The sequence below is a fragment of the Marinobacter sp. Arc7-DN-1 genome (assembly GCF_003441595.1).
GTDB lineage: Bacteria > Pseudomonadota > Gammaproteobacteria > Pseudomonadales > Oleiphilaceae > Marinobacter > Marinobacter metalliresistant.
In genome coordinates, this window is the sequence record NZ_CP031848.1 from 1,490,078 (window position 1) to 1,511,431 (window position 21,354).

Genomic DNA, 21,354 nt, shown 5'->3' on the forward strand with positions numbered 1-21,354 from the left:
CCCCATTCAAGGCAAAGTTCACGTCGACTCGCATAACCGATGACAGCTCACCTGATGGAAAAAAAGTACATAAATCTGGCGAATTATGTATTTGTCCGCTTTTCATGCCCAGCGTGTAATAGGACCCAGCACCCGATTGGGTGTACCGGCAACAACAATGTTGACGGGTTTCCAGATTTAGCCCGGATCGACCTACTCCAAAAATAAACAGAGGTTTGAACATGAGCACCAACACCCTTTTCCCGGCGCAGGTCGCAGCCGGAATCCTGACCGCATCCTCCTCCGCCATGACGGCAACTAAAGTCACTTACAGATAAACGAAGTTCCGCATAGATTTAATGCGACTACTCAGCGTGGAAATAAAACAAATAGCATCCATCACATGAGGTAAAATCAATGAGATTAATAAGCGCTTCAAAACTGGGGACGGTTTGTGCGTTGCTGGGGATGGCCGCCAGCCCCACTTACGCCACAGAATTGGGGCTGGCCTCCAGCCCCGCCCCTGGCACGGAATTATTCGACGGTAAAGTAGAAATCAAGGGCGCTATCATGAGCTCCTTCCAGGAACTGGAAGCTGACGATAATGCGTTCAATGTTGCTGATCGGTCGACCGACTCAGGCTTCAACCGGATACGCTTTTCTCTCGGCTTCGATATCCAGGTCTCAGAACGCATCAATGCCTTTGTGGAACTCAGCGAAGAACCGAATGACTTTGGCACTGACGATCAGTTCGAAATCTCCAACGACCTGTCGTTTATCAATTATATGCTCACTGATGACCTCACTTTTCGTTTGGGCGGAGTTGTCACCGCGGTGCGCAACTTCGGGGGATATTCAGACGGTGCCGTGGTACAGGGCAACCCACTGATTGGCAACTCACCCGCCGATATGGTTACCGCGGAATCCGGCTTCACCGTCTTGGGAAGCCATGATATCGGCAGCGGTTTTCTCAAACGGGTGAACTGGGACGCCACCGTGACTGTGCCCACCTTCTTCGAGGATTTCGGCGGGGATCGTGGCTATGATTACTTCTTCAAGGGTTCTCTGGACCTGCCCATGGGCTTCAGTGTCGGCGGCGGCTATGCCTTCAATGACCTGGGTGATCAGGTTACCGGCGATAATCCGCGCCCGTTCAGTGAGGTTCAGACGATGGGTATGGTGCAGGGTGACGGCGATAACTACAACTTCCCGGGCAGTGGTGCCGGTGCTCGTGATACCCATGCCGGTCTGGTGCCGGGTCTGGAAGTCGATGTGTGGCAGATCGGTGCCCAGTATGAGGGTGAGGATATCCCGCTCTATGCCCGCATCTGGTTCGGTCGGGCTGAAGATAAATTCAGTTTTGGAGACAGCTCAGGGAATCAAACCGTTGCTAGCCAGGCCACCCAGTTCCTGCAGCAGACAAGCGAAATGCAATTTTATGGCACGGAGGCCAGCTACTACATAATGCCTTCAAAACTCTACGGTGCAGTGCGCTACACCCTTGTGACTAATGAGTCCGACAATGCCGGTCCCGACGACGAGTTGACACGTACCCAGGTCGGCGGCGGTTATTGGCTAAATGATGTGGCGCTAGTAAAGGCGGAGTACGTGAGCCAGCAAGAGGGCGCGAATTCCCCCGGTCAGATCGGGGATGACTGGGATGGCTTTATGCTGGAAGCCTCTGTAGTTTTCTAGTTTCCGCTCCGGAAAAATTGGGTACAGACCCCGTTTTCTTTAATCGGGGTCTGTACTCAATTGATAGTGTTTCCGATTAGCATCTCTGCCGAAATCGATCTGGCAACCGAAGCTCGAGTGCTGGATCCTGGCCCGACTGCGTCACCGGGCATTCGATAACACATCGAGATGGCCGTGTGCAAATCGGTCACGTTCGCCGGAATACACAACTTTATCGCGTCAGATTTTTCCTTTTCTAACAGGACAATGCTTTACCGACAGCCGCTCAAAAGGTGGTTCACGGTGGCTGACGCTTAAGGGAACAGCTCGGCGAATGGCAAAAAAGTACATAAATCTGGCGAAGTATGTATTTGTCCGCTTTTCATACTCAGCGTGTAATGGGCTCATAGGATTCAGCACCCGATTGGGTGTACCGACAACAATGTTGACGGGTTTCCAGATTTAGCCCGGATCGACCTACTCCAAAAATAAACAGAGGTTCGAACATGAGCACCAACAGCTTTTTCCCTGCGCTGGTCGCAGCCGGAATCCTGACCGCATCCTTCCCGGCCATGGCGGCCACCAAAGTCACGATTGGCACCGTCAACAACGGCGACATGATTCGCATGCAAGGTTTGTCTGATGCCTTCGAAGCAGAATACCCGAATATAGACCTCGACTGGGTCGTACTTGAGGAAAATGTCCTCCGCCAGCGCCTGACCACGGATATTGCCACCGGCGGTGGCCAGTTCGACGTGATGACCATCGGCATGTACGAGGCCCCGATCTGGGGAGAAAAAGGCTGGCTGACGGTTATGGATGACCTGCCGGAAGACTATGACAAGGAAGATATTTTCCCGTCGGTCCTTGGCGGCCTCTCGAAGAACGGGAAGCTCTACGCGCTGCCCTTCTATGCCGAAAGCTCGATGACCTACTACCGCAAGGATCTTTTCGAAAAAAACGGGTTAACCATGCCGGCCCAGCCCACCTGGGAACAGATGAAGTCGTTCGCCAAAACCCTCCACAAGCCCGACGAGGGACAATACGGGGTTTGCCTGCGCGGCAAAGCCGGCTGGGGCGAAAACATGGCGCTGATCACCACCATCGCCAACGCGTTCGGTGCCCGCTGGTTTGACGAAGAGTGGAAACCTGAATTCACCGGCCCGGAGTGGAAAGACGCGCTCACGTTCTACGTCGACCTGCTGGGTAACTACGGTCCCCCGGGGGCATCCTCCAATGGCTTCAATGAAAACCTCGCACTGTTCAATTCCGGCAAATGCGGCCTATGGGTAGACGCCACGGTAGCCGGCGCGTTTGTTACCGACGAATCCCAGAGCAAGGTCGCTGATAAGGTTGGTTTTGCACTGGCACCAAGCCAGAAGACCGATAAGGGCGCTGGTTGGCTGTGGTCCTGGGCACTGGCCATTCCGGTCAGCTCGGATGCAAAAGAAGCCGCCAAGACCTTTATCACCTGGGCGACATCCAAGCAATACAGCGCCCTGGTGGCGGAGACCACCGGCATCGCAACCACTCCTCCGGGCACTCGGGCATCAACTTACGACAACGCCGAGTACCTTGCTGCCGCGCCGTTTGCGGCCAAAACCCTCGAGTCGATGGATAGGGCCGATCCCAATGACGCCACCCTGAAGCCGGCCCCCTATGTGGGCGTTCAGTTTGCCGCCATCCCGGAGTTTCAGGCCATTGCAACCCAGGTTGGCAAACTTTTCTCCGGGGCGCTCGCCGGCTCCATGTCGACGGAACAGGCCCTGATGGGCGCCCAGTCGATTACGACCCGCGAAATGACCCGGGCGCGTTACTACTCAAAGTAATCACGTCGCTATGAACTAACACAACTGGCACCTGTGGGTCCCGTCATGCCGCTCCATCGGCTTATACGGGCAGCCCACACCGTCAGGGCCCCTTCCCGGAGGCATTGGCATGGAAACAAAAACTTTGGATGCGGACGCAATCCGCACAATGCAAGACACGGCTCCGACTGCAGGAGGTGTCAGCAAACAGAAAGCCAGAGTCAGCCGGCTCATGGTATCGCCATCGGTGCTGTTGCTTCTGCTCTGGATGGTTGTTCCCCTGTCCATGACGATTTACTTCTCGTTGATCCGGTATAACCTGCTTTATCCCGGCGAAAACGAGTACGTCGGCCTGGAGAACTTCCGGTTTTTCGTGACTGACCTGGGGTTCATGGCCGGCATGACCAACACACTGCTGCTGGTCGGCTCGGTACTCTTGATCACAGTCGTATTCGGTGTCCTGATTTCACTGCTCATTAATCTGGCGTTCTGGGGTCAGGGGATTGTCAGAATCCTGTTGATTTCGCCGTTTTTCATCATGCCCACGGTAAATGCACTGGTCTGGAAAAACCTGCTGCTGCACCCGGTGTCGGGGGTCTTTGCCGCCATCTGGCAGTTTTTCGGCGCGCAACCCATTGACTGGTTCTCGGAGTTTCCGCTTTTCTCCATCATCATGATCGTGTCGTGGCAATGGCTGCCTTTCGCGATCCTTCTGCTGATGACCGCACTGCAGTCGCTCGACCAGGAGCAGCAGGAAGCCGCGCGACTGGACGGCGCTGGCCCATGGGCCCTGTTCTGGCACCTGACCCTCCCCCACCTGGCCCGCCCGATTGCCGTGGTGGTGATGATCGAAACCATTTTCCTGCTCTCACTGTTTGCGGAAATCTTCACAACAACCGGTGGTGGCCCCGGCTACGAAACCACCAACCTCGCCTACCTGATCTACAGCCAGGCGTTACTCCAGTTCGACGTTGGCCTTGCGTCAGCGGGCGGACTGATTGCCGTCATTCTTGCCAATATCGCCGCGTTCTTCCTGGTTCGCGTCGTCGGCAAGAGTCTGACCGATAAACAATAACGCCGGAGGTGACACCATGCTTAGCCTGAAACAACGCCGAAGCCTGACAACGGCCCTTATGGGTATCCTGGCCTGGGGCGTAGCCCTGGCCATCTTCTTTCCGATTTTCTGGATGCTGCTGACCAGCTTCAAAACCGAAATCGACGCGTTCGCGACGCCGCCCCAACTGTTCTTCACACCCACGCTGGAGAACTACACGCTGGTCAATGAGCGCAGCGACTACTTCCACTTTGCCTGGAACTCGGTGGTTGTGTCTTTCGGCTCAACGATTATCGGGATGCTGCTGGCGGTACCCGCCGCCTACTCCATGGCGTTTTTCGAGACCAAACGCACCAAGGCCACCCTGCTCTGGATGCTGTCCACCAAGATGCTGCCACCTGTCGGCGTACTGGTCCCGATCTACCTGCTGTTCAAAGACCTGCAGATGCTGGATACCCGCATTGGGCTGACCATTATTTTCACGCTGATCAACCTGCCAATCATGATCTGGATGGCTTACACCTACTTCAAGGAAATCCCGAAAGAGGTACTGGAAGCCGCGCGTATGGACGGCTCAACGCTGTTCCAGGAGATCTGGCGGGTTCTGCTTCCCATGAGCAAAGGCGGGCTGGCGTCCACCGTTCTCCTGGCACTGATTCTGAGCTGGAACGAGGCATTCTGGTCGCTGAACCTCACCGCATCGCAGGCAGCGCCCCTGACTGCCCTGATCGCCTCCTACTCGAGTCCCGAAGGACTGTTCTGGGCCAAGTTGTCCGCAGTCTCAACCCTGGCCTGCGCTCCGATCCTGATCTTTGGCTGGATCAGTCAGAAACAGTTGGTTCGCGGTTTGTCCTTTGGCGCAGTTAAATAACGGAGAATTCCCATGGCTGATTTAACAATAAAAAACCTGAAAAAATCCTTTGGGGATGTGGAAATCCTCAAAGGCATCAACCTGAACATCAAGGATCACGAGTTTGTTGTCTTCGTTGGCCCCTCAGGCTGTGGCAAGTCGACCCTGCTGCGCTCGATCGCCGGCCTTGAAGAGGTCACCAGTGGTCATATTTACCTGGACGACAGGGAAATCACCGAACTCGCGCCCGCCAAGCGGGATCTGGCGATGGTCTTCCAGAGCTATGCGCTCTATCCCCACATGTCCGTGCGCAAGAACATGTCATTTGCGCTGGAGCTGGCCAAGGAGCCCAAAGAGACGATCAAAGCCAAGGTGGCCGAAGCAGCTCGCATTCTGGAGCTGGAGCCTTTGCTTGAGCGTAAACCCAAGGAACTGTCCGGTGGGCAACGCCAGCGCGTTGCCATTGGCCGCTCCATCGTCCGCCAGCCCAAGGTGTTCCTGTTTGACGAACCGCTGTCGAACCTCGATGCCGCACTTCGCGTGCAGATGCGGCTTGAACTTGCGCGGCTTCACCATGACCTGAAAGCCACCATGATCTACGTGACTCACGATCAGGTCGAAGCCATGACCCTCGCCAATAAGGTCGTGGTACTCAACCAGGGGCAGATCGAGCAGGTCGGCTCGCCCATGGAGCTCTATCACAGCCCGGCCAACCGGTTTGTCGCGGGCTTTCTCGGCATGCCGAAAATGAGTTTCCTGCCTGCTACCGTGCTTGCATGCGATCATCAGGGAACCCGAATCCAGCTCGAAGATGGCGCCACACTCACCCTGCCGGTCGAGGGGACATCATTGCGCAAGGACAGCCGCGTAACCCTGGGCGTGCGGCCTGAGAACATTTATGTCTCCGACCCTGCGGAAAGCCACCTCACCGGCCGTCTGGACATAGCAGAAAATCTTGGCAGTGACACCTACTGTTACGTCAAAACCGGTACCGGCGAAACGCTTACGGTCCGGACACCGGGCAATTTCACATGCAACTTTGGCCAGCAGATCGGCCTGAGCCTCGAGCTCGACCAGTGCCACCTGTTCGATGACCAGGACCAGGCCCTGCCCAGACTCGAGCAGATCGCCGCCTGACACGCGAAGGGCCGGCCCCGCCGACCGGAAAACAGGGTGAACCTATGAAGCTGAACAAGACCACACTGTCCGACCTGCCAAGCGGCGTTTCGCGCCCGCAGTACAATCGGGCAAACCTGAAACATGGCATCATCCACATCGGGGTTGGCGGCTTTCACCGTGCCCATCAGGCCATGTACACAGACAGACTGTTGCAGCAAGGCGGCAACGACGACTGGGCCATCTGCGGAGTCGGGCTGCGTGAGGCAGACCGAACCATGCAGTCCGTCCTGGCAGAACAGGACTACCTCTATACCCTGATCGAGCTGGGCTCCGATGGCACCAATGCATTGAGTGTCATCGGTGCGATCACCGATTTTCTGTTTGCTCCGGACGACCCCGACCGGGTGATCGAAAAGCTTGCCAGTCCTGACGTCCGAATCGTTTCCCTCACCATTACCGAGGGAGGCTACAACGTTGATGACAATACCGGGCTTTTCAATCATGAGCATCCGGATGTGGTTCATGACCTGCAGCATCCCCAGCAGCCGCGCACCGTGTTTGGTTTTCTGACCGAAGCCCTTGCCCGCCGCAGAAACCGGGGACTGGCACCATTTACCATCATGTCCTGCGACAACCTGCCCCACAACGGCCATGCAGCGCGCAGCGCTTTACTGGCATTCGCCTACATGCGTGATGCCGGGCTGGCAGAGTGGATTGATCAACAGGTCACTTTTCCCTGCAGTATGGTGGATCGAATTACACCGGGAACCACGCCCGCCCATACCGAGTGGCTGAAACTCTCCCATGGTATCGAGGATCGCTGGCCAGTCATCTGCGAACCCTTCACCCAGTGGGTTCTGGAAGACAATTTCTGCAACGGCCGCCCGGACTGGGCGTCCGCCGGTGCCCGGTTCACAGGCAATGTGGCCCCCTACGAGCTGATGAAAATCCGGCTGCTGAATGCCAGCCACTCGGCCATGGCGTACCTGGGTTACCTTGCCGGCTATCGCTACACCCATGAAGTCATGGCAGACAGCCGTTTCACCGATTTTATCCGGGCCTTCATGGATGAGGATGTTACCCCGATTCTGGGTGACATTCCGGGCGTTGATCTCGTTGGCTATAAGGCGACACTGATCGACCGCTTTTCCAACCCACAGGTCGGCGACCAACTGGCCAGGCTGTGCCTTGACGGATCCAGCAAGATCCCCAAGTTCCTGGTGCCAACCATTCGAGCGCTTATTCAGGAATCCCGGCCCCTGGACCGCGTGGCCCTGGTCATCGCAAGCTGGGCGGTATACCTCAAAGGCAAGGACGAAGCCGGCCACCTGCATGAAGTTCGGGATCCGCTTGCTGAACGCCTGCAAACCGCAGTGCAGGACCGGGACAGCCTGAACCAGACGTTTCTGGGCATGGAGGATCTGTTCAGCAGGGATTTGATCCATTCCCGGGCCTTTTGCGCGGCCTTTGAGTCCGCCGTCAAAAGGCTGGAATCCGATGGTGTTCTGGCGACCCTGGAATCGTTGTCAGTCACTTAAAGACGCCCCAGGCAGGAAACAGACAATGCAAAAGGTTATCGCATTTGGAGAAGCACTGATCGACATGCTCTCCAGCAACGTCGGCAACACACCCGGAACCGGGACGACAGAAACAACCGGGCAGGAAACCTTCACCAAGTTTCCCGGTGGTGCTCCGGCGAACGTCGCAGCCGCGGTTGGTAAGCTGGGCGGTCGCAGCTACTTTGCGGGCAAGGTCGGAGCGGACATGTTCGGGGATTTCCTCAAGGCATCACTGGAAGACAACGGCGTAAATACCGACTACCTGCTGCAGACCCGCGAAGCCAAAACGGCACTGGCCTTTGTGTCACTGGACGCCCATGGCGAGCGAAGCTTCGAGTTCTATCGCAACCCTTCCGCGGATACGCTGTTTCGTTCGGAGGACTTTCAGGATGAATGGTTTCAGGAGCCGGGAATTTTCCATTTCTGTTCCAATACGCTGACCGAGCCCGGCATACGGGAAACAACCCTGGCGGGCCTGGAAAAAGCCAGGAGTGCCGGTTTTGTCATCAGCTTTGATCTGAATCTGCGGGAAAATCTGTGGCCAGAGAACAGCGACCCATTCGGCGCTGTATGGTCCTGCATCAAGCGGGCACATGTGGTTAAACTCAGCGCAGAAGAACTGGCCTTCCTCTGCGGTGATCAGGATGAGGATCTTGTCCTGAGGAGGCTCCAGAACGCCGGCGTCGCATTGATCGTGATCACCGACGGAGGAGCACCCATGCGTTATTACACAGGCAGCCATAAAGGGCTGATTCAACCTGTAGAGGTAACCATGGTAGACAGCACAGCGGCCGGCGATGCCTTTGTCGGCGGCCTGCTATACCGCCTCGCAGAAACGGAAGTGTCTCCGGCGCGATTGACTGCTCTGGGCGAACATCCTGAAGCCCTGAAAGAAATGCTTCAGTTCGCCAGCGCCTGCGGCGCCCACGCGGTAACCCGCGCTGGGGCATTTACCTCACTGCCGAGCCAGTCTGACCTGGAGAGCCTGCTCAGGATTTCCCGGCACCGGACTCAGCCAACTGTGCCCGGGTCTTGAGACGCCCCTCCCGGCGTGCCTGGGCATTGTCGAACCGACGCTTCTGCTGAGGGGTCACCGGGACAACCTCCGGCAGCTCAACCGACGACCGCAGTTTCGTCTTGACGCTGCTGTGCCCGCCTTGCCAGATGAAGCATGAGTACACCCAGCGCCATAACAACCAGAGTCAACCAAAGACCGTTGGTGTAATTACCCTCCACATCCGCCAGATAGCCGACGACTGCCGGTGCCACCATCTGCGCTATGCCATAACTGAAGGTCAGCCGGCTCATGGGCCGGGAGGGATTTTCGGGGAACACGCGCCCGACCATCGCCAGCATCATGCTGACAATACCGATAAAGCTGGCACCATAAATCACGGAACTGAGCATCACACTGGTCAGGCTGGTGTTCATGATCAGCATCAGGATACTCACCGAGTTCAGTGTGTAGGCCAGGTACAGTGCCAGCCACTGCCCCCAGCGACGGGAGAATACATCCCAGAGCCAGCAGGCCGGGGTGGCGGCAAGACCGGCAATCAGCCAGACCAGCCAGCCCTGGCCGCTGAGCTCGGGCATGGATTCGGCGATGGCCACCAGGAACGTGGCTGTCACCACATAGCCCACGCCGGCGCAGAAATACGCCAGTTGCAGTATACGGATGAAGCGGCTCCGCTCATCCCCGGTACCTTCACCCCCTGTGCGGGGCAGAGCGCAGGCCCGGTAGTCCGGCATCCAGCGCCAGGCAGGAACCAGAAGTGCCAGCGCCACCAACCCGTAGATCACCCATTGCTGATCCCAGGTGAACGGGTCCTTGATCAGCTCGGCCACCACGGCAGTCAGGACAATCCCAAGCCCGATGCCGGAAAAGAACACACCAAGCTCGGATTTCTGGTTATTCTTGATCAGCCAGCTCATCAGCAGGCCGGCTCCCAGCAACATGCCCGCTGAAGTGCTCAGCCCGGAGATAAAGCGCAGAATGAACCACAACCACATGTTGGTGGTGTACCCCATGAGCACCGTCGAAACCACGGCGACCACCAGTCCGAGCTGGTACAGCCTGACCTTGAGACCGAGATCGCTGATCCGGGTAATGAGCACCGCCCCGGTCAGGTAGCCGGCATAGTTCACGGTAGCCAGCATGCCGACAACGGATTTGCTCAGCCCCAGCGCAGCAACCATTTCCGGGATCATCGGCGTGTAGGAAAACCGGGCGATCCCCACCATGACCACAACGGCGATCACGCTGGCCACCAGCACTTTTATTGTTTCTATCGGTTTCACGCGGTGCCCTTACATCGGAACGAGTTCAGATCAGGCGCGGCCCAGGAACTTGCGCTCCTCCACGTTAATGCGAATGCGATCTCCGGTGGAGATATGTTCAGGCACCTGTACCACCAGACCAGTTGCAAAACGGGCGGGCTTGGTTCTGGCCGTCGCAGAGCCGCCTTTGACGGACGGATCCGTCTCTTCAATCACCAGTTCAACGGTGGGCGGAAGTGCGAGTGCAACCGGCGAGTCCTTCAACAGGATAACCATAACGCCCTGCGTGTCTTCGGAGATGAACAGCAGCTCTTCGGCAATGGCGTCCCGGTTCAGGCTGTACTGGGTGAAGTCCTCGGTATCCATGAACACGTACTCATCGCCATCCGCGTAGGAAAAGGTGGCTTCCCGGCGCGTCAGGTCAGCCAGGTTGAGCATGTCCGAATCCTTGAATGTCTCGTCAAGCTTCTGGCTGGTCACCACATCGTACATTCGCATCCGGTACAGGCTGCCACCGGCACGGCCCTGGGGGACCGAGCGCTCAATGTCTTTCACGAAATACACCCGTCCGTCGTATTCAACAGCGGAATTCTTTTTGATCTCACTGGCTCTGGGCATGTCTTCTGTTTCCGTAAAGGGAGTTTCGCTTAACCGTTCAGCCCCAAATGCTCTGAATCCTGCTCAATGCAACGATCCAGAAGCGCCAGGTAATCCGCCTTGGCTTTAACCTTGGTTTCCCGGTGCGCACGCATGTTCAGAGTCTTGAAGTGGAGCGCAAGCCCGGTGGCTCGTTCGATCAGTTTGTCCTGGGCAACCACCTCATCCAGGAACCCTGCCTCGACCGCGCCTTCAGGGCTGTAGATTTCAGCGTTTACAACCGAGCGGTAGAAATGAGCCGGCGCCAGACGGTGGCGGGCAATTTCGATACCGGCATGGTGCATGGTCATGCCAATCGCAACCTCATTCAGGCCCAGCTTGAAGGGCCCTTCGATACCAATGCGATGATCTACGGACAGCAGGATGAACGCTCCCTTGGCAATGGCATGGCCGCTGCACGCGCCGATCACCGGCAACGGAAACGCCGCGAGGCGACGGGTCAGTTTGGAGCCGGTAGTTACCAGCGCCGCAGCTTCCTTCGGACCTTTCTGCATTTCCTTCAGATCGTAACCGGCGGAGAAAATGCCCGGCTGGCCGGTGAGGATAACAACGGCCTTGTCCTGCTCCGCACGATCCAGCGCCTGATTCAGGCCCTCAATAACCTCATGACTCAGGGCATTCGCCTTGCCATTGCTGATGGTGATCGTCGCAACACCGTCTTTCAACTCGTAACCTACCAGCTCAGTCACCTGCCTTACCTCTCTACCAAAATTAAAGTGAGCGTTTGTTTACTTAGTCGGACCAGATTGTGGGTCAGCCGCGTCCGAGTTTCAACAATCTTTGCAAGAATTCGAAGGGCACGGAGCTCTGAATAATCTTACCCACAAAAACTGTGGATAACTTTGTGGGAACAGCTCGGACAGGTGTCTTCAGCCCTGCAATCACAGGGCTTCAGGGATTATGGCGTTTTAATGACCGGCTACGCCTTAAACAGCACGCTCGAGCTACCGAATAGCTTAGGATTGCAGCCGCAGGCTGACCTGTGGCGGTGCATGTCACGGGTCAGCCTCTGTTGAAATCCGACATCACATCCTGCAGATCCCGCTTGAGCTCCTCGGGTTCGGTGATCCAAACGGTTTTATCAAGGCCGGGAAAGACGCCGACATCCAGGCCATCCCTGGTCAGCCCGGGCACCCATTTCCTGAAAAAGTCTGGCAATGAAATACTTCGGGGAGACAGGTCATCGGCACCCTTGGCGTAGTCGGCGGCAAACGCCGGGGCAGGCCAAACGGGCAGGTACTCTACGTCGCCATCGTCGGAGGCAATTTTCAGGAAGCGATTCCCGGTATTAACCAGAATCCAGATTTCGCGCTCCTCGCCCACCTGGTTCAGGAAGTAGTCGTACCGCAGTTCGCCGTCCATTTCGATTACCGGGGTAAGTTCATCACTGCTCATATCAGGCACGCCACTCCAACAAGTTGCTTTCGGGTAGGTTTCGGAGCCTAACACGGAATCCGGGAAGACTGACTGTAGTACGTTCACGGATGCGGCTCATTGCCTTTTTAACCGGTTCATGTGCCACATTAGCCATGGTGAGCTCCTCTTGCCAGTGCTTAAAGAAAGTGATCCAGGCCGATAACGGTCCCGGCTCCAGACCGATTCGGTCTGCCTTGTTCAGTTCGATCAGGTTCATCTGCAAAATGTTCCCCAGCGATATGTCCGGCTGGGTTTCGTCACGCATCTCGAACCGACACACCGCTTGCCTACGTTCGTTCTCAGTTGCAGTGAACAAATCAAAATCCAGCAGGTGCAGCCCGACCGAGGCTCTCAGGTGCTGGTAGTCCTCCCCAGCATCCAGTTGCGTGCCCAGAGTACGCGCAAGGTAAAACAAACCGCGCTTATGCCAAGCACCGTACCTGCGAACCTGTATCTCGACATTATAGCAGTGGCCTTCCCCATCCCGAGCCAGGACATCCAGGATAATGTATTTGCCAGTCAGTTCACTGGCTTCGATATTCGGGTTCAGAATATCAACCGACATAATATCCGGAAGATCAGGGCGCAGATCATTAATCAGGTTCACCAACAGATCCGGGGCTTCTGCAAACAAACGCTTGAAAACGTAATCGTTGGTCGGATCGAGTAAGTCGCTCATGAGGCCACCTGAATGAATGACGGTTATTCTACCACCCCCCCCTCACCTCATCGGATAACACCAAAAACTCAAAAAAACAGGCCAGTCCCAGACCCGCACCCACAGCCAGACCCAGTATCCTTTAACAAAAGTTCAGTGATTGCTGAACGAGTTGGCGTATCGGCAGAAACCGTCAGCTTTCAACCATCCGGGCCCTCAGGCGCGGTAACTGGGCCGGGTAGTTTTCCTGGATGAAGGTCACCAGCCCCTCACGAACCGCGCATCTGAGATCCCAGTTCCGGCTTGAATCCGAAGCGCTCATCAGGAACCGCACCTGCATGGCCTGGTCGCTGGCATCGGTCACCTGCACCGTAGCCAACTTACCGTCCCAGAGTCCCGACTGAGCCAGCAACCGGTTGAACTCCTGCCGAAGCGGTTCCACCGGCATGGTGTAGTCCACCCAGATAAATACGGTTCCCAGCAGATCCGCGGTATTTCTGGACCAGTTCTGGAACGGATTCTCGATAAACCATTGCAGCGGAATAACCAGTCGGCGAAGGTCCCAGACCCTCAAAACCACATAGGTGGAAGTCACCTCTTCCACCCAGCACCACTCCCCCTGAACGTTCAGTACATCATCTATCCGGAAGGGCTGGGTGAGCGCAATCTGCATCCCCGCCAGCAAGTTGCTCAGCACAGGGCGGGCGGCGAAACCCAGGATCAGGCCGCCGACCCCCGCCGACGCGAGCAGGCTGGCGCCCATGTGCTGGACGGACTCAAAGGTCATCAGGGCCGCACCCAAGCCGATAATGACAATGAGGATATTCAGGGCGCGAACCAGAAACCGGGTCTGGGTTTCGACCTTGCGGGCGCGCTTCCACTGCCCCTCGAGCACCGGGTTCAGCGCCACGATAACCTCACCAATCGCGGAAGTCAGCCGAACCGCCGCCCAGGTGATCGCCAGAACAAGCAATAAAGTGGTGACTTGCTGCATGGCTGCCATCAACGGCAAATCCGCTGGCGCCGCCTCCAGCGCCCCGGCCAGCACCAGCAGACAGAAGACCACGCCGAGCGCCCGGGCTGCGGCGTCGAGAAACAATCGCAGCACCGTTCCCGGCTCGGAGAAATGGCGAAAGACCGCCAGCGCCAGCCGGTACACACCGTAGGTGGCGATAACCGCGAGGATCGCCGAGAATCCGGGCCACATCCACGCCTTGAAACCAGCCTCAAACGCTTCCAGCATCAGTCCCCCGCGAGTCCTTGTTCATCTGGGTTGCACAGAAAGAACCGGGGCCGCCCGGGCGCCCGGCTTATGCAAGACTAGACCAGCCCCTGCTCCCGTGCCATCGCCATGGCCGCTTTCGGCCCGGTCCACAGCGACGGCAGAATGATCAGCGATACCGGAATCGCTGTCAGTACGATGAACTGCTGCAGCACGCCAATCTGGCCAGCCCCCATGTACAGAAGAATGGCCGCCATCAGTGCCATGGCACCACCCCAGAACACGCGAATCCAGGGGCTTGGTTCATCGTGACCAGCACCCACCATGGCGATTGAGTAGCTCATGGAATCACCTGTAGTGGCAACAAATATGGTGGTAAGCAGCAGAATCGCGGCCGCCATCCAGGTACCGCCGGGCAGTGCCTGGGCCACGGTCAGCGTGGCGACATCAAAGCGGAAGTTGTTCAGCGCGCCCGTGAGGTCAAACGTACCGGCAAGCTGGTGATAGATGCCCGAGCCGCCCAGCAATGTGAACCAGATGGTCGTCGCAATGGGTGCCAGCAGGGCCACGGCCAGAACCATTTCCCGTACGGTTCTGCCACGGGAAATCCTGGCCACAAACACGGCCATCAGCGGCGTGTAGCCGATGAACCAGGCAAAGAAAAACACCGTCCACCATTTCATCCACCAGGCCGGAGCAGTTTCTGCCGTCATGGTTGCCATGGCGAAAAAAGAAGTTACGTATTCACCCATGGATTGTGTGTAGATGTTGGTCAGGAACAATGTCGGGCCAAAAACAAAGATCACCCCGGCAATAACCAGCGCCAGTATCACATTAAAGCGGCTGAGCAGCTGGATGCCTTTGTGAAGACCGGTCATGGCGGAGGTCATGTAAACACCTGCAAGAACCGCCAATACCGTCAACTGGGTGCCGTACCCGTCAGGCACGCCAAACAGTTCGTGCAGACCAAAACTCATCTGGGTGGCCAGAAAACCGATAGGACCAACCGTTCCAGCTACCACCGCAATAACGCAGAAAGCATCAATCACACCCCCGAGGCGGCCCTTAATCACTTTCTCGCCAAACACCGGATACAGCAGAGTCCTTGGCTGGAGAGGCTTGCCCTGCCCGTAATGGGCCCGGGTCAGAACGAGAGCAGTCAACGAGCCCAGCACCGCCCAGGCGAGAAATCCCCAATGAGTAAATGACTGGGCCATGGCGGGCGCTGCTGCGGCCGACGTACCGGCTTCCGTATCAAACGCCGGGGGCGTCACAACGAAGTGATAAACCGGCTCGCCAGCGGCAAAAAACACGCCGCCTCCCGCCAGCAACGTACACATGATCATCGACAGCCAGCGGAAACGGCTGATTTCAGGCCGATCCAGTCCACCGATACGCGCCGCGCCTGCACGGCTGAGCGCTGTGCCAATGGCGATGAAGAACGTCAGCAACAACAAGAGCTGAAAAAACGAACCAAGGTAGGTTGCGGTCCAGGCAAATCCACTTCCTATAAGATCGGCAACGTAGCTGCTATCAACAATAGAAGCGCCGACGAACAGCAGAATAAAGCCGATGGTGAGCGCCAGCACCACCGGGTCGCTGTCAGCCAGCGCCCCGGATTTTACCTGCGGGGCGGACTGAGATTGTATGGTCATGGGATCTGCCTCTCGAAGAAAAAGCCGCGCAGACTACACGAAATGCCTCGAACTTGCACTTACAGTGGGGTAAATACGCACATAGTGGCGGAAAGCATCAATACAGGTGTTTTTGCCTCGTCACGGCTTGAATAAGAATCTCATAAAGTTCTTTTTACTCCGGGATTGTTCTATGGTTACTGACATCAAGGTGTCCCGGATCTACTGGACCTGGTCGACCGGCTACTTTGCCCCATTACCGCTTGCGCGAAGAAAAGCTCATCTTCTGGTTGGCGAGCTTCTCCCCAGTCCCTGTCCAGGCGTAGGCCAGCAACGTAGGTTCGAAATCACCCGTTGTCATGCGGTGGGCTTTTTCAGGTGGGTTGAAGAACAGAGCACCGGGTGTAAACACACTATAGTTGCTGTCTGAGACAGAGCCGGTCAGGCAGATGTAGGATTCACTGATACCATCATGGCCGTGCTCAACGTGGTCTGAGAGTCTCGACATGGTACCTCTCCTGCGGTTCTCTGGAAGGTGGCCCATCAGGATAAGTGATTTGCTGTAGATCAAACAATGCCGCACCGGGATGGCCGGCCTCGGAACAGGACATAGTTCCCGAGCAGCGCCAGGGACGCCCCCAACACGGCCGTCACCGTCCATTCAAAACCTTCCAGCCAGGTCGAAACGCTCAGAGCAACCACCGGGAAAAGCACCGTTGCGTAGCCGGCCTTGTCTGCGCCGAGGGTCTGAATCACCGTGATGTAGCAATAGAATGCGACGATAGAACCCGGAACCGCCAGAAACACGGTTGCGCCCCAGAAGGTTGCCGTCGTGGGAACGACCCACTCCACGCCCTGCACCAGACACCAGACGCCCAGAATCAACGCTCCGTATACCATCGCCCAGGCATTTGCCAGGAACAGAGGCACCTGAGACATCCGTACCTTGATGCTGACCAGGTTTCCCATCGAAAACCAGAAGGTGCCAGCAACCGCGAACAGAATGCTGGTCGCAGTCGTGTTACCCAACTGCAGATCATGCCAGAACAACAAAGCCACACCCGTGATGCCCAGAGAAATTGCCGGATACAGGCGAGCAGTGGGTTTCAGCCGCAACCACAGCCAGCCATTCAGGGCGTTGAACAGGGCCGCTAATGAAAACACCACCGCCAGCAGGCCGCTGGTCATGGATTCTGCAGCACGGTAGATCAACAGGAAATTCACGCTGTAAAGGGTCAACCCCTGAAGCACAAGCCATCCGTGCTGCTTCAGCGTCAGTTTCTGCAGGCGTCGCATCAGAGCCAGAACCACCAGAGCCACGGTGGAGGCCATCACAAAACGGTAGAAGACGGAAATGTCGACAGGCGCTGCTTCAACCTGCAGGCGAATCGCCGTCCAGGTGAGGCCCCAGATCAATACCGTCAAACCATAATGAACAGAGATTGGCATGGCAGTGATTCCTGTAGGTAACGGGAACATTTGTAATTCAGGCGGTCAGGATAGGACGGAAAAGACAGCAAAACTTGTCAGATCCTGCTGAACCATGGATGATTCTTGCGGAGGCCAGATATGCAAACCGATCCTGAATCCGCATCACACCCGCGGACGCAATCACGTAAGGCTACCCGGGATATTGTTGATACCCTGAGAACCGCTGGCGTTGCCCCCCAGAGAATGCTGGAATTGGATCAGGGGCGGGCTCTGGCGCAGTGGCAAAATCATCAGGGCGAGGTGCGGTACGAACGGCCCCGACACCATGCACTGAGCATCTACATAGACAAGGGCGAACAAGCCAGACGTGTATTGAACGGGAAAGTTGTCAGCCGTCACTCCGACTTACCACAAACACTCCCAGAAGTGACAGGCACGCTATCACTTCGATACCGCCGACTTCTGCAAGAACGCATCAACGCTCAACTAAGCCAGCCACTGACGCTGGCCGATATGGCCAGTTGGGTCAATCTGAGCCCCTACCACTTTGCCCGGCTTTTCAGGGCAACCTTCGACTGCGCCCCTTATCAATACGTTCAGGAACAGCGATTGATCCGGGCCCGGGACATGCTTCGTGAACGGAGCGATAACATCACTGCCATTGCGCTTACATGCGGATTCAATGATTCCAGCCAGTTCAGCCGGGCGTTCAAATCAAGGTTCGGAATAACGCCTTCAGGCTACCGCGCAGAAGCTCACTTAAACCACTGACCCCGGAGCCAGAGGCCCATGCGCATTCGCGTTACCCATCAACGGATCACGATAGCTCTGCAGCTGATACTGCTTGCCGAGGCAATATTGGCCATCTGGGGCCAGCGGTGGTTTACCGCATTTCTGACCGCAATGATTATTGCAATTACGTTCTTCCCGGTGCTGTTTGAACGCCGTTTTCGGATTCACATTCCGCCCGAGTTGCAACTGGCTGCCATCGGGTTTGTTTTCGCCGCCCTGTTCCTTGGCGAGATACGCGATTACTACACACGGTTCTGGTGGTGGGACATGGCACTGCACACCATGTCGGGCTTTCTGCTCGGCATTCTCGGTTTTCTGCTGGTGCACATCATGAATGAAACCGAAAAAATTCAGGTGCACATGAACCCGGGTTTCGTGGCTTTTTTCGCATTCATGTTTGCGCTGGGCGTGGGTACCCTGTGGGAGGTTTTTGAATTCGCCATGGATTCCGTGTTCGGGACGAATATGCAAAAGCCGATGCTGGGCGATCCGTCGGGATTGACAGATACAATGTGGGACCTGATTGTTGATACGCTGGGTGCGCTGGTTATATCCTTCCTGGGCTGGCGTTACCTTAAATTCCCTGGTGGACGATCATTCCTGGAACGCTGGATAGATGCGTTCATTGAACGAAACCCGAGGTTTTTCGGGCGCTGAGGGGCGGAGAAATAATCGGCATTGTGAGAAGTAAAGCCTATGCTCAGGGGCTCTCCCCCGCTGCAAGCAACCCCGGAGGGACCCAACAGACCGGCTATGTGATCGAAACCGAAGCAGGCCGTTCGGAAGTTGACTGGCGCAACCTGTGCCCGGAAAGCCAGGCGGAAGCCGAGGATTCGCTGACGATGCTGGACTATATTTCGGTGGATGCCAGCGATCCCTCCCTGCAAACCTCCGTCGATAACCGGTACACCCGTGTGGGGTTCTCTCTGCCTTCAGCATCAAAACCGGGCCAGGGCTGCTATGTCGAATACGATTCCTTCGGCGACCCGGAGTGCACGGTTACCCAAGTTACCTCGGAATGCTGACATCCACTACGGGCCATAGCCATGACCTGCTGGGCACTGTCTACTTGACCAAACCCGATCTGGGAACCAGGCACTCCATTGCTGTGAGTGAGACGTCCCTGAATACGGCCTCTGAGGCAACGACGCCCGGGAATCTGTCGAAAAGCATCCGCCGGCAAGTGGATGTGCGGGCTTCACCCTTGCTGACACAATCAGCGTGAGCTTTTGTCCCCTCTCTCTCGCCAGTGGCGTCCACGCAGAACCCGGGAAGCTGGGTAAAAATCCAGTCGACCGCAGAACTGAGTTCAACCGGATTGGCCCGCAAATTGGTAAGCCGGCTGGCATCGATTGGCTCTGGCTGTTTGCGGGTCTGCTCCCAGAGAACAAACAGCAGGGCAGCAGATACCAATACAACAGTGACCGTGGGAAACTTCATGGGCGCCTTTTCAATCCGGTGAATCAGGCCGCCGATGATAAACGCTCAGGCATGTTCTGTCCCGGTTTCCTATACTGTCTTTGAATTCATACCCATGGTCCGTTCGCGGACAACGATTCCATCAACAAACTGACCAGGAGTTTTGGCAAATGACCACACTGATCGTTGGTCTGGTTCTGTTTCTCGGCGTGCATTCGCTGTCCATCGTCAACGAGCCGCTGCGTAATCGACTGCACGCATCCCTCGGTGAGGCTGCGTACAAAGGTCTCTACTCGCTCGCTTCCCTTGTTGGCCTGTTGCTGATCATCTGGGGCTACGCTGCCGCCCGAATGGACCCAACCGTGATCTATACGCCCCCGGCCTGGCTTCGGCACCTGGCCATGTTGCTGTTGATTCCGGTGTTCCCGCTGCTGTTTGCCACCTACTTCCCGGGCAAAATCAAGGCAAGGCTCAAGCACCCGATGCTGATTGCGGTCAAACTCTGGGCGCTGGCTCACCTGCTGGCCAACGGCATGCTGCAGGACCTGCTGCTGTTCGGCTCAGTCCTCGCATGGGCCGTGGCCGACCGGATTTCCATGAAGCACAGAAGCCAGCGACCGATTCCCACATTACCGGCCAGCAAGGCAAATGACCTTATTGCAATTGTCGGCGGCCTTGCGGTGTATGTGGTGACGGTATTCTGGGCACACCAATGGCTGTTTGGCGTGGCGCCGGTGTGATCGGGGCTGATCCGCGGATCAGCGCCCCTGAGCACCCCGTCGCAACCAGTCATGGACGAAGGCAAGCTTGCGTTGCGCCGTTTCCGAGAGCACGAAGGGATACAGGTCCGACAGGCCCATGGAACGGTTCACGTGATTGACCCGAATGGCCAACGACGCTGCCACATGAATCAGCAACGCAGTATCAGGCTCTGAGTAGGGATCCCAGCCGGACCGTGGCAATTCCGGCGACGTCAGACCGGATGCCACAAAACTGTCGGTGATGTCGGTCAGGTGCAGCAGGTGGGCCGCGGTTTCGGCCCAGTCCTCGTGCGGATGGGCCGACGCATAGCTGGTCAGGTAAAACAGCCTCCAGTCAGCCGGCGGGCCCTGATGATAGTGCCGTTGAAGTGCTGTGGGGTAGTCAGCGCGCTCATCACCAAACATCTCCCGGAACGCATTCAGAAAGTCGTCCCGCAGACTCAGACGCCACCAGAGCATATGCGCAATCTCATGGCGCATATGGCCCACCATGGTTCGGTAAGGCTCATCCAGGGCCTGTCTCCTGGTTGCACGCACTACCGGGTCAGCCTCGGCCACGCTGATGGTCACCACGCCGTTTGCGTGCCCCATGGCAACTGGCGTCAGCCCCTCCGCGAGCATATGGAAAACCGGGCGCGTCCCCGGATCTTCCGGCCGGAACCAGTGCCAGCGGCCGAGATTGTCCAGCACCCAGCGCTTTGCCGCCTCGGTTTTCGCCCAGTTCGGCATGGCGTTTGGAATGCTCGGATCCGGCGCCAGGGCCGTCATGGCACAGGAACGACAAAATGCCCCCTGCTCTGGTGCGATCCAGTTGCAACCAATGATCCCCCGGTTCACACAAAAGGGCGGCATGGGGAGGAACGCCCTTGCCTGGGGGTCATAAGCGACAGGGGCACCCTCGGCGGTGGTCAGATTATCAAACCAAAGATTACCGGAACCAACCGGGTTGGAATAAACCTTCATTGAGCTGGAGCTCCTTTTGAACGGCAGTGTGCAAAAAAACGGATCGCCGCTCTACCGAACCTATACCCTAAAGCAAAGGAA

22 protein-coding genes are annotated in these 21,354 nt (G+C 56.9%); 11 read left to right on the plus strand and 11 right to left on the minus strand.

Translation table 11 applies throughout. The features are described from left to right. The first annotated feature begins 396 nt into the window (after positions 1 to 396). From D0851_RS06945 to D0851_RS06975, 7 genes are all read left to right on the plus strand, one after another. Positions 397 to 1,674, plus strand: coding sequence for a hypothetical protein (locus D0851_RS06945; protein ID WP_162893693.1), 1,278 nt, complete (start codon positions 397 to 399; stop codon positions 1,672 to 1,674). A 551-nt stretch (positions 1,675 to 2,225) separates the two neighbouring features. Then, positions 2,226 to 3,482 carry an ABC transporter substrate-binding protein gene (locus D0851_RS06950; protein WP_227539519.1) on the plus strand — a complete coding sequence of 419 codons (1,257 nt, stop codon included), beginning with the start codon at positions 2,226 to 2,228 and terminating at the stop codon, positions 3,480 to 3,482. Positions 3,483 to 3,630: 148 nt separating this feature from the next. Next, complete coding sequence (locus D0851_RS06955) at positions 3,631 to 4,536, plus strand: carbohydrate ABC transporter permease (protein ID WP_205422322.1); 906 nt, start codon at positions 3,631 to 3,633, stop codon at positions 4,534 to 4,536. Positions 4,537 to 4,552: 16 nt separating this feature from the next. Beyond that, a complete protein-coding gene (locus D0851_RS06960; protein WP_117617985.1) occupies positions 4,553 to 5,386 on the plus strand; it encodes a carbohydrate ABC transporter permease in 834 nt (277 codons plus the stop codon). A 12-nt stretch (positions 5,387 to 5,398) separates the two neighbouring features. Further along, positions 5,399 to 6,502, plus strand: coding sequence for an ABC transporter ATP-binding protein (locus D0851_RS06965; RefSeq protein ID WP_117617986.1), 1,104 nt, complete (start codon positions 5,399 to 5,401; stop codon positions 6,500 to 6,502). A gap of 44 nt (positions 6,503 to 6,546) precedes the next feature. Then, positions 6,547 to 8,022 (plus strand): mannitol dehydrogenase family protein, encoded by a 1,476-nt coding sequence (locus D0851_RS06970; protein WP_117617987.1) that lies wholly within the window; start codon positions 6,547 to 6,549, stop codon positions 8,020 to 8,022. Positions 8,023 to 8,047: 25 nt separating this feature from the next. Then, positions 8,048 to 9,079 (plus strand): carbohydrate kinase family protein, encoded by a 1,032-nt coding sequence (locus tag D0851_RS06975; RefSeq protein ID WP_117617988.1) that lies wholly within the window; start codon positions 8,048 to 8,050, stop codon positions 9,077 to 9,079. A gap of 77 nt (positions 9,080 to 9,156) precedes the next feature. On the opposite strand, the gene D0851_RS06980 is transcribed toward D0851_RS06975, so the two are convergent. The 9 genes from D0851_RS06980 to D0851_RS07020 form a co-directional block, all read right to left on the minus strand. Then, entirely contained in the window at positions 9,157 to 10,341 is a 1,185-nt protein-coding gene (locus D0851_RS06980) for a YbfB/YjiJ family MFS transporter (RefSeq protein ID WP_117617989.1), read from the minus strand. 30 nt (positions 10,342 to 10,371) lie between these two features. Beyond that, complete coding sequence (gene yeiP, locus D0851_RS06985; protein ID WP_117617990.1) at positions 10,372 to 10,938, minus strand: elongation factor P-like protein YeiP; 567 nt, start codon at positions 10,936 to 10,938, stop codon at positions 10,372 to 10,374. A gap of 29 nt (positions 10,939 to 10,967) precedes the next feature. Beyond that, positions 10,968 to 11,666 carry a crotonase/enoyl-CoA hydratase family protein gene (locus D0851_RS06990; protein ID WP_117617991.1) on the minus strand — a complete coding sequence of 233 codons (699 nt, stop codon included), beginning with the start codon at positions 11,664 to 11,666 and terminating at the stop codon, positions 10,968 to 10,970. A gap of 313 nt (positions 11,667 to 11,979) precedes the next feature. Continuing rightward, entirely contained in the window at positions 11,980 to 12,372 is a 393-nt protein-coding gene (locus tag D0851_RS06995) for a DUF2750 domain-containing protein (protein WP_117617992.1), read from the minus strand. Position 12,373: 1 nt separating this feature from the next. Continuing rightward, entirely contained in the window at positions 12,374 to 13,072 is a 699-nt protein-coding gene (locus tag D0851_RS07000; protein ID WP_117617993.1) for an Rpn family recombination-promoting nuclease/putative transposase, read from the minus strand. Positions 13,073 to 13,244: 172 nt separating this feature from the next. Beyond that, entirely contained in the window at positions 13,245 to 14,294 is a 1,050-nt protein-coding gene (locus D0851_RS07005) for a mechanosensitive ion channel family protein (RefSeq protein WP_117617994.1), read from the minus strand. A 77-nt stretch (positions 14,295 to 14,371) separates the two neighbouring features. Next, positions 14,372 to 15,928 carry a BCCT family transporter gene (locus tag D0851_RS07010; RefSeq protein ID WP_117617995.1) on the minus strand — a complete coding sequence of 519 codons (1,557 nt, stop codon included), beginning with the start codon at positions 15,926 to 15,928 and terminating at the stop codon, positions 14,372 to 14,374. A gap of 235 nt (positions 15,929 to 16,163) precedes the next feature. Further along, the gene (locus tag D0851_RS07015) at positions 16,164 to 16,415 is read right to left on the minus strand and encodes a dimethylsulfonioproprionate lyase family protein (RefSeq protein WP_205422278.1); all 252 of its coding nucleotides are present in this window, start codon (positions 16,413 to 16,415) and stop codon (positions 16,164 to 16,166) included. Between the two features lie 59 nt (positions 16,416 to 16,474). Beyond that, on the minus strand, positions 16,475 to 17,356 hold the full coding sequence (locus D0851_RS07020; RefSeq protein ID WP_117617996.1) for a DMT family transporter: 882 nt from the start codon (positions 17,354 to 17,356) through the stop codon (positions 16,475 to 16,477). A 120-nt stretch (positions 17,357 to 17,476) separates the two neighbouring features. Between D0851_RS07020 and D0851_RS07025 the strand changes: the two genes are divergently transcribed. The 3 genes from D0851_RS07025 to D0851_RS07035 are packed head-to-tail and all read left to right on the plus strand — an operon-like array spanning position 17,477 to position 19,155. Continuing rightward, positions 17,477 to 18,109, plus strand: a complete 633-nt coding sequence (locus D0851_RS07025) for a helix-turn-helix domain-containing protein (RefSeq protein ID WP_117617997.1) — start codon at positions 17,477 to 17,479, stop codon at positions 18,107 to 18,109. An 18-nt stretch (positions 18,110 to 18,127) separates the two neighbouring features. Further along, positions 18,128 to 18,787 (plus strand): hypothetical protein, encoded by a 660-nt coding sequence (locus tag D0851_RS07030; protein ID WP_117617998.1) that lies wholly within the window; start codon positions 18,128 to 18,130, stop codon positions 18,785 to 18,787. A 23-nt stretch (positions 18,788 to 18,810) separates the two neighbouring features. Further along, positions 18,811 to 19,155 carry a hypothetical protein gene (locus D0851_RS07035; protein ID WP_227539472.1) on the plus strand — a complete coding sequence of 115 codons (345 nt, stop codon included), beginning with the start codon at positions 18,811 to 18,813 and terminating at the stop codon, positions 19,153 to 19,155. A 40-nt stretch (positions 19,156 to 19,195) separates the two neighbouring features. On the opposite strand, the gene D0851_RS07040 is transcribed toward D0851_RS07035, so the two are convergent. Further along, positions 19,196 to 19,570, minus strand: a complete 375-nt coding sequence (locus D0851_RS07040) for a hypothetical protein (RefSeq protein ID WP_227539473.1) — start codon at positions 19,568 to 19,570, stop codon at positions 19,196 to 19,198. Between the two features lie 149 nt (positions 19,571 to 19,719). Between D0851_RS07040 and D0851_RS07045 the strand changes: the two genes are divergently transcribed. After that, positions 19,720 to 20,289: an NnrU family protein gene (locus tag D0851_RS07045; RefSeq protein WP_117618000.1), complete on the plus strand. Its 570-nt coding sequence runs from the start codon at positions 19,720 to 19,722 to the stop codon at positions 20,287 to 20,289. Positions 20,290 to 20,307: 18 nt separating this feature from the next. Here the strand turns inward: D0851_RS07045 and D0851_RS07050 are convergent, their stop codons facing one another. Then, the gene (locus D0851_RS07050) at positions 20,308 to 21,273 is read right to left on the minus strand and encodes a putative zinc-binding metallopeptidase (RefSeq protein ID WP_117618001.1); all 966 of its coding nucleotides are present in this window, start codon (positions 21,271 to 21,273) and stop codon (positions 20,308 to 20,310) included. Between the last annotated feature and the right edge of the window lie 81 nt (positions 21,274 to 21,354).

Coding starts and splice junctions, on each gene's coding strand:
- D0851_RS06945 (WP_162893693.1), top strand. CDS start 397: ATGAGATTAATAAGCGCTTCAAAACTGGGGACGGTTTGTGCGTTGCTG.
- D0851_RS07040 (WP_227539473.1), bottom strand. CDS start 19,570: ATGAAGTTTCCCACGGTCACTGTTGTATTGGTATCTGCTGCCCTGCTG.
- D0851_RS07005 (WP_117617994.1), bottom strand. CDS start 14,294: ATGCTGGAAGCGTTTGAGGCTGGTTTCAAGGCGTGGATGTGGCCCGGA.
- D0851_RS07000 (WP_117617993.1), bottom strand. CDS start 13,072: ATGAGCGACTTACTCGATCCGACCAACGATTACGTTTTCAAGCGTTTG.
- D0851_RS06950 (WP_227539519.1), top strand. CDS start 2,226: ATGGCGGCCACCAAAGTCACGATTGGCACCGTCAACAACGGCGACATG.
- D0851_RS06970 (WP_117617987.1), top strand. CDS start 6,547: ATGAAGCTGAACAAGACCACACTGTCCGACCTGCCAAGCGGCGTTTCG.
- D0851_RS07010 (WP_117617995.1), bottom strand. CDS start 15,928: ATGACCATACAATCTCAGTCCGCCCCGCAGGTAAAATCCGGGGCGCTG.
- D0851_RS07020 (WP_117617996.1), bottom strand. CDS start 17,356: ATGCCAATCTCTGTTCATTATGGTTTGACGGTATTGATCTGGGGCCTC.
- D0851_RS06960 (WP_117617985.1), top strand. CDS start 4,553: ATGCTTAGCCTGAAACAACGCCGAAGCCTGACAACGGCCCTTATGGGT.
- D0851_RS07025 (WP_117617997.1), top strand. CDS start 17,477: ATGCAAACCGATCCTGAATCCGCATCACACCCGCGGACGCAATCACGT.
- D0851_RS07030 (WP_117617998.1), top strand. CDS start 18,128: ATGCGCATTCGCGTTACCCATCAACGGATCACGATAGCTCTGCAGCTG.
- D0851_RS06975 (WP_117617988.1), top strand. CDS start 8,048: ATGCAAAAGGTTATCGCATTTGGAGAAGCACTGATCGACATGCTCTCC.
- yeiP (WP_117617990.1), bottom strand. CDS start 10,938: ATGCCCAGAGCCAGTGAGATCAAAAAGAATTCCGCTGTTGAATACGAC.
- D0851_RS07045 (WP_117618000.1), top strand. CDS start 19,720: ATGACCACACTGATCGTTGGTCTGGTTCTGTTTCTCGGCGTGCATTCG.
- D0851_RS06995 (WP_117617992.1), bottom strand. CDS start 12,372: ATGAGCAGTGATGAACTTACCCCGGTAATCGAAATGGACGGCGAACTG.
- D0851_RS07015 (WP_205422278.1), bottom strand. CDS start 16,415: ATGTCGAGACTCTCAGACCACGTTGAGCACGGCCATGATGGTATCAGT.
- D0851_RS06965 (WP_117617986.1), top strand. CDS start 5,399: ATGGCTGATTTAACAATAAAAAACCTGAAAAAATCCTTTGGGGATGTG.
- D0851_RS06955 (WP_205422322.1), top strand. CDS start 3,631: ATGCAAGACACGGCTCCGACTGCAGGAGGTGTCAGCAAACAGAAAGCC.
- D0851_RS07050 (WP_117618001.1), bottom strand. CDS start 21,273: ATGAAGGTTTATTCCAACCCGGTTGGTTCCGGTAATCTTTGGTTTGAT.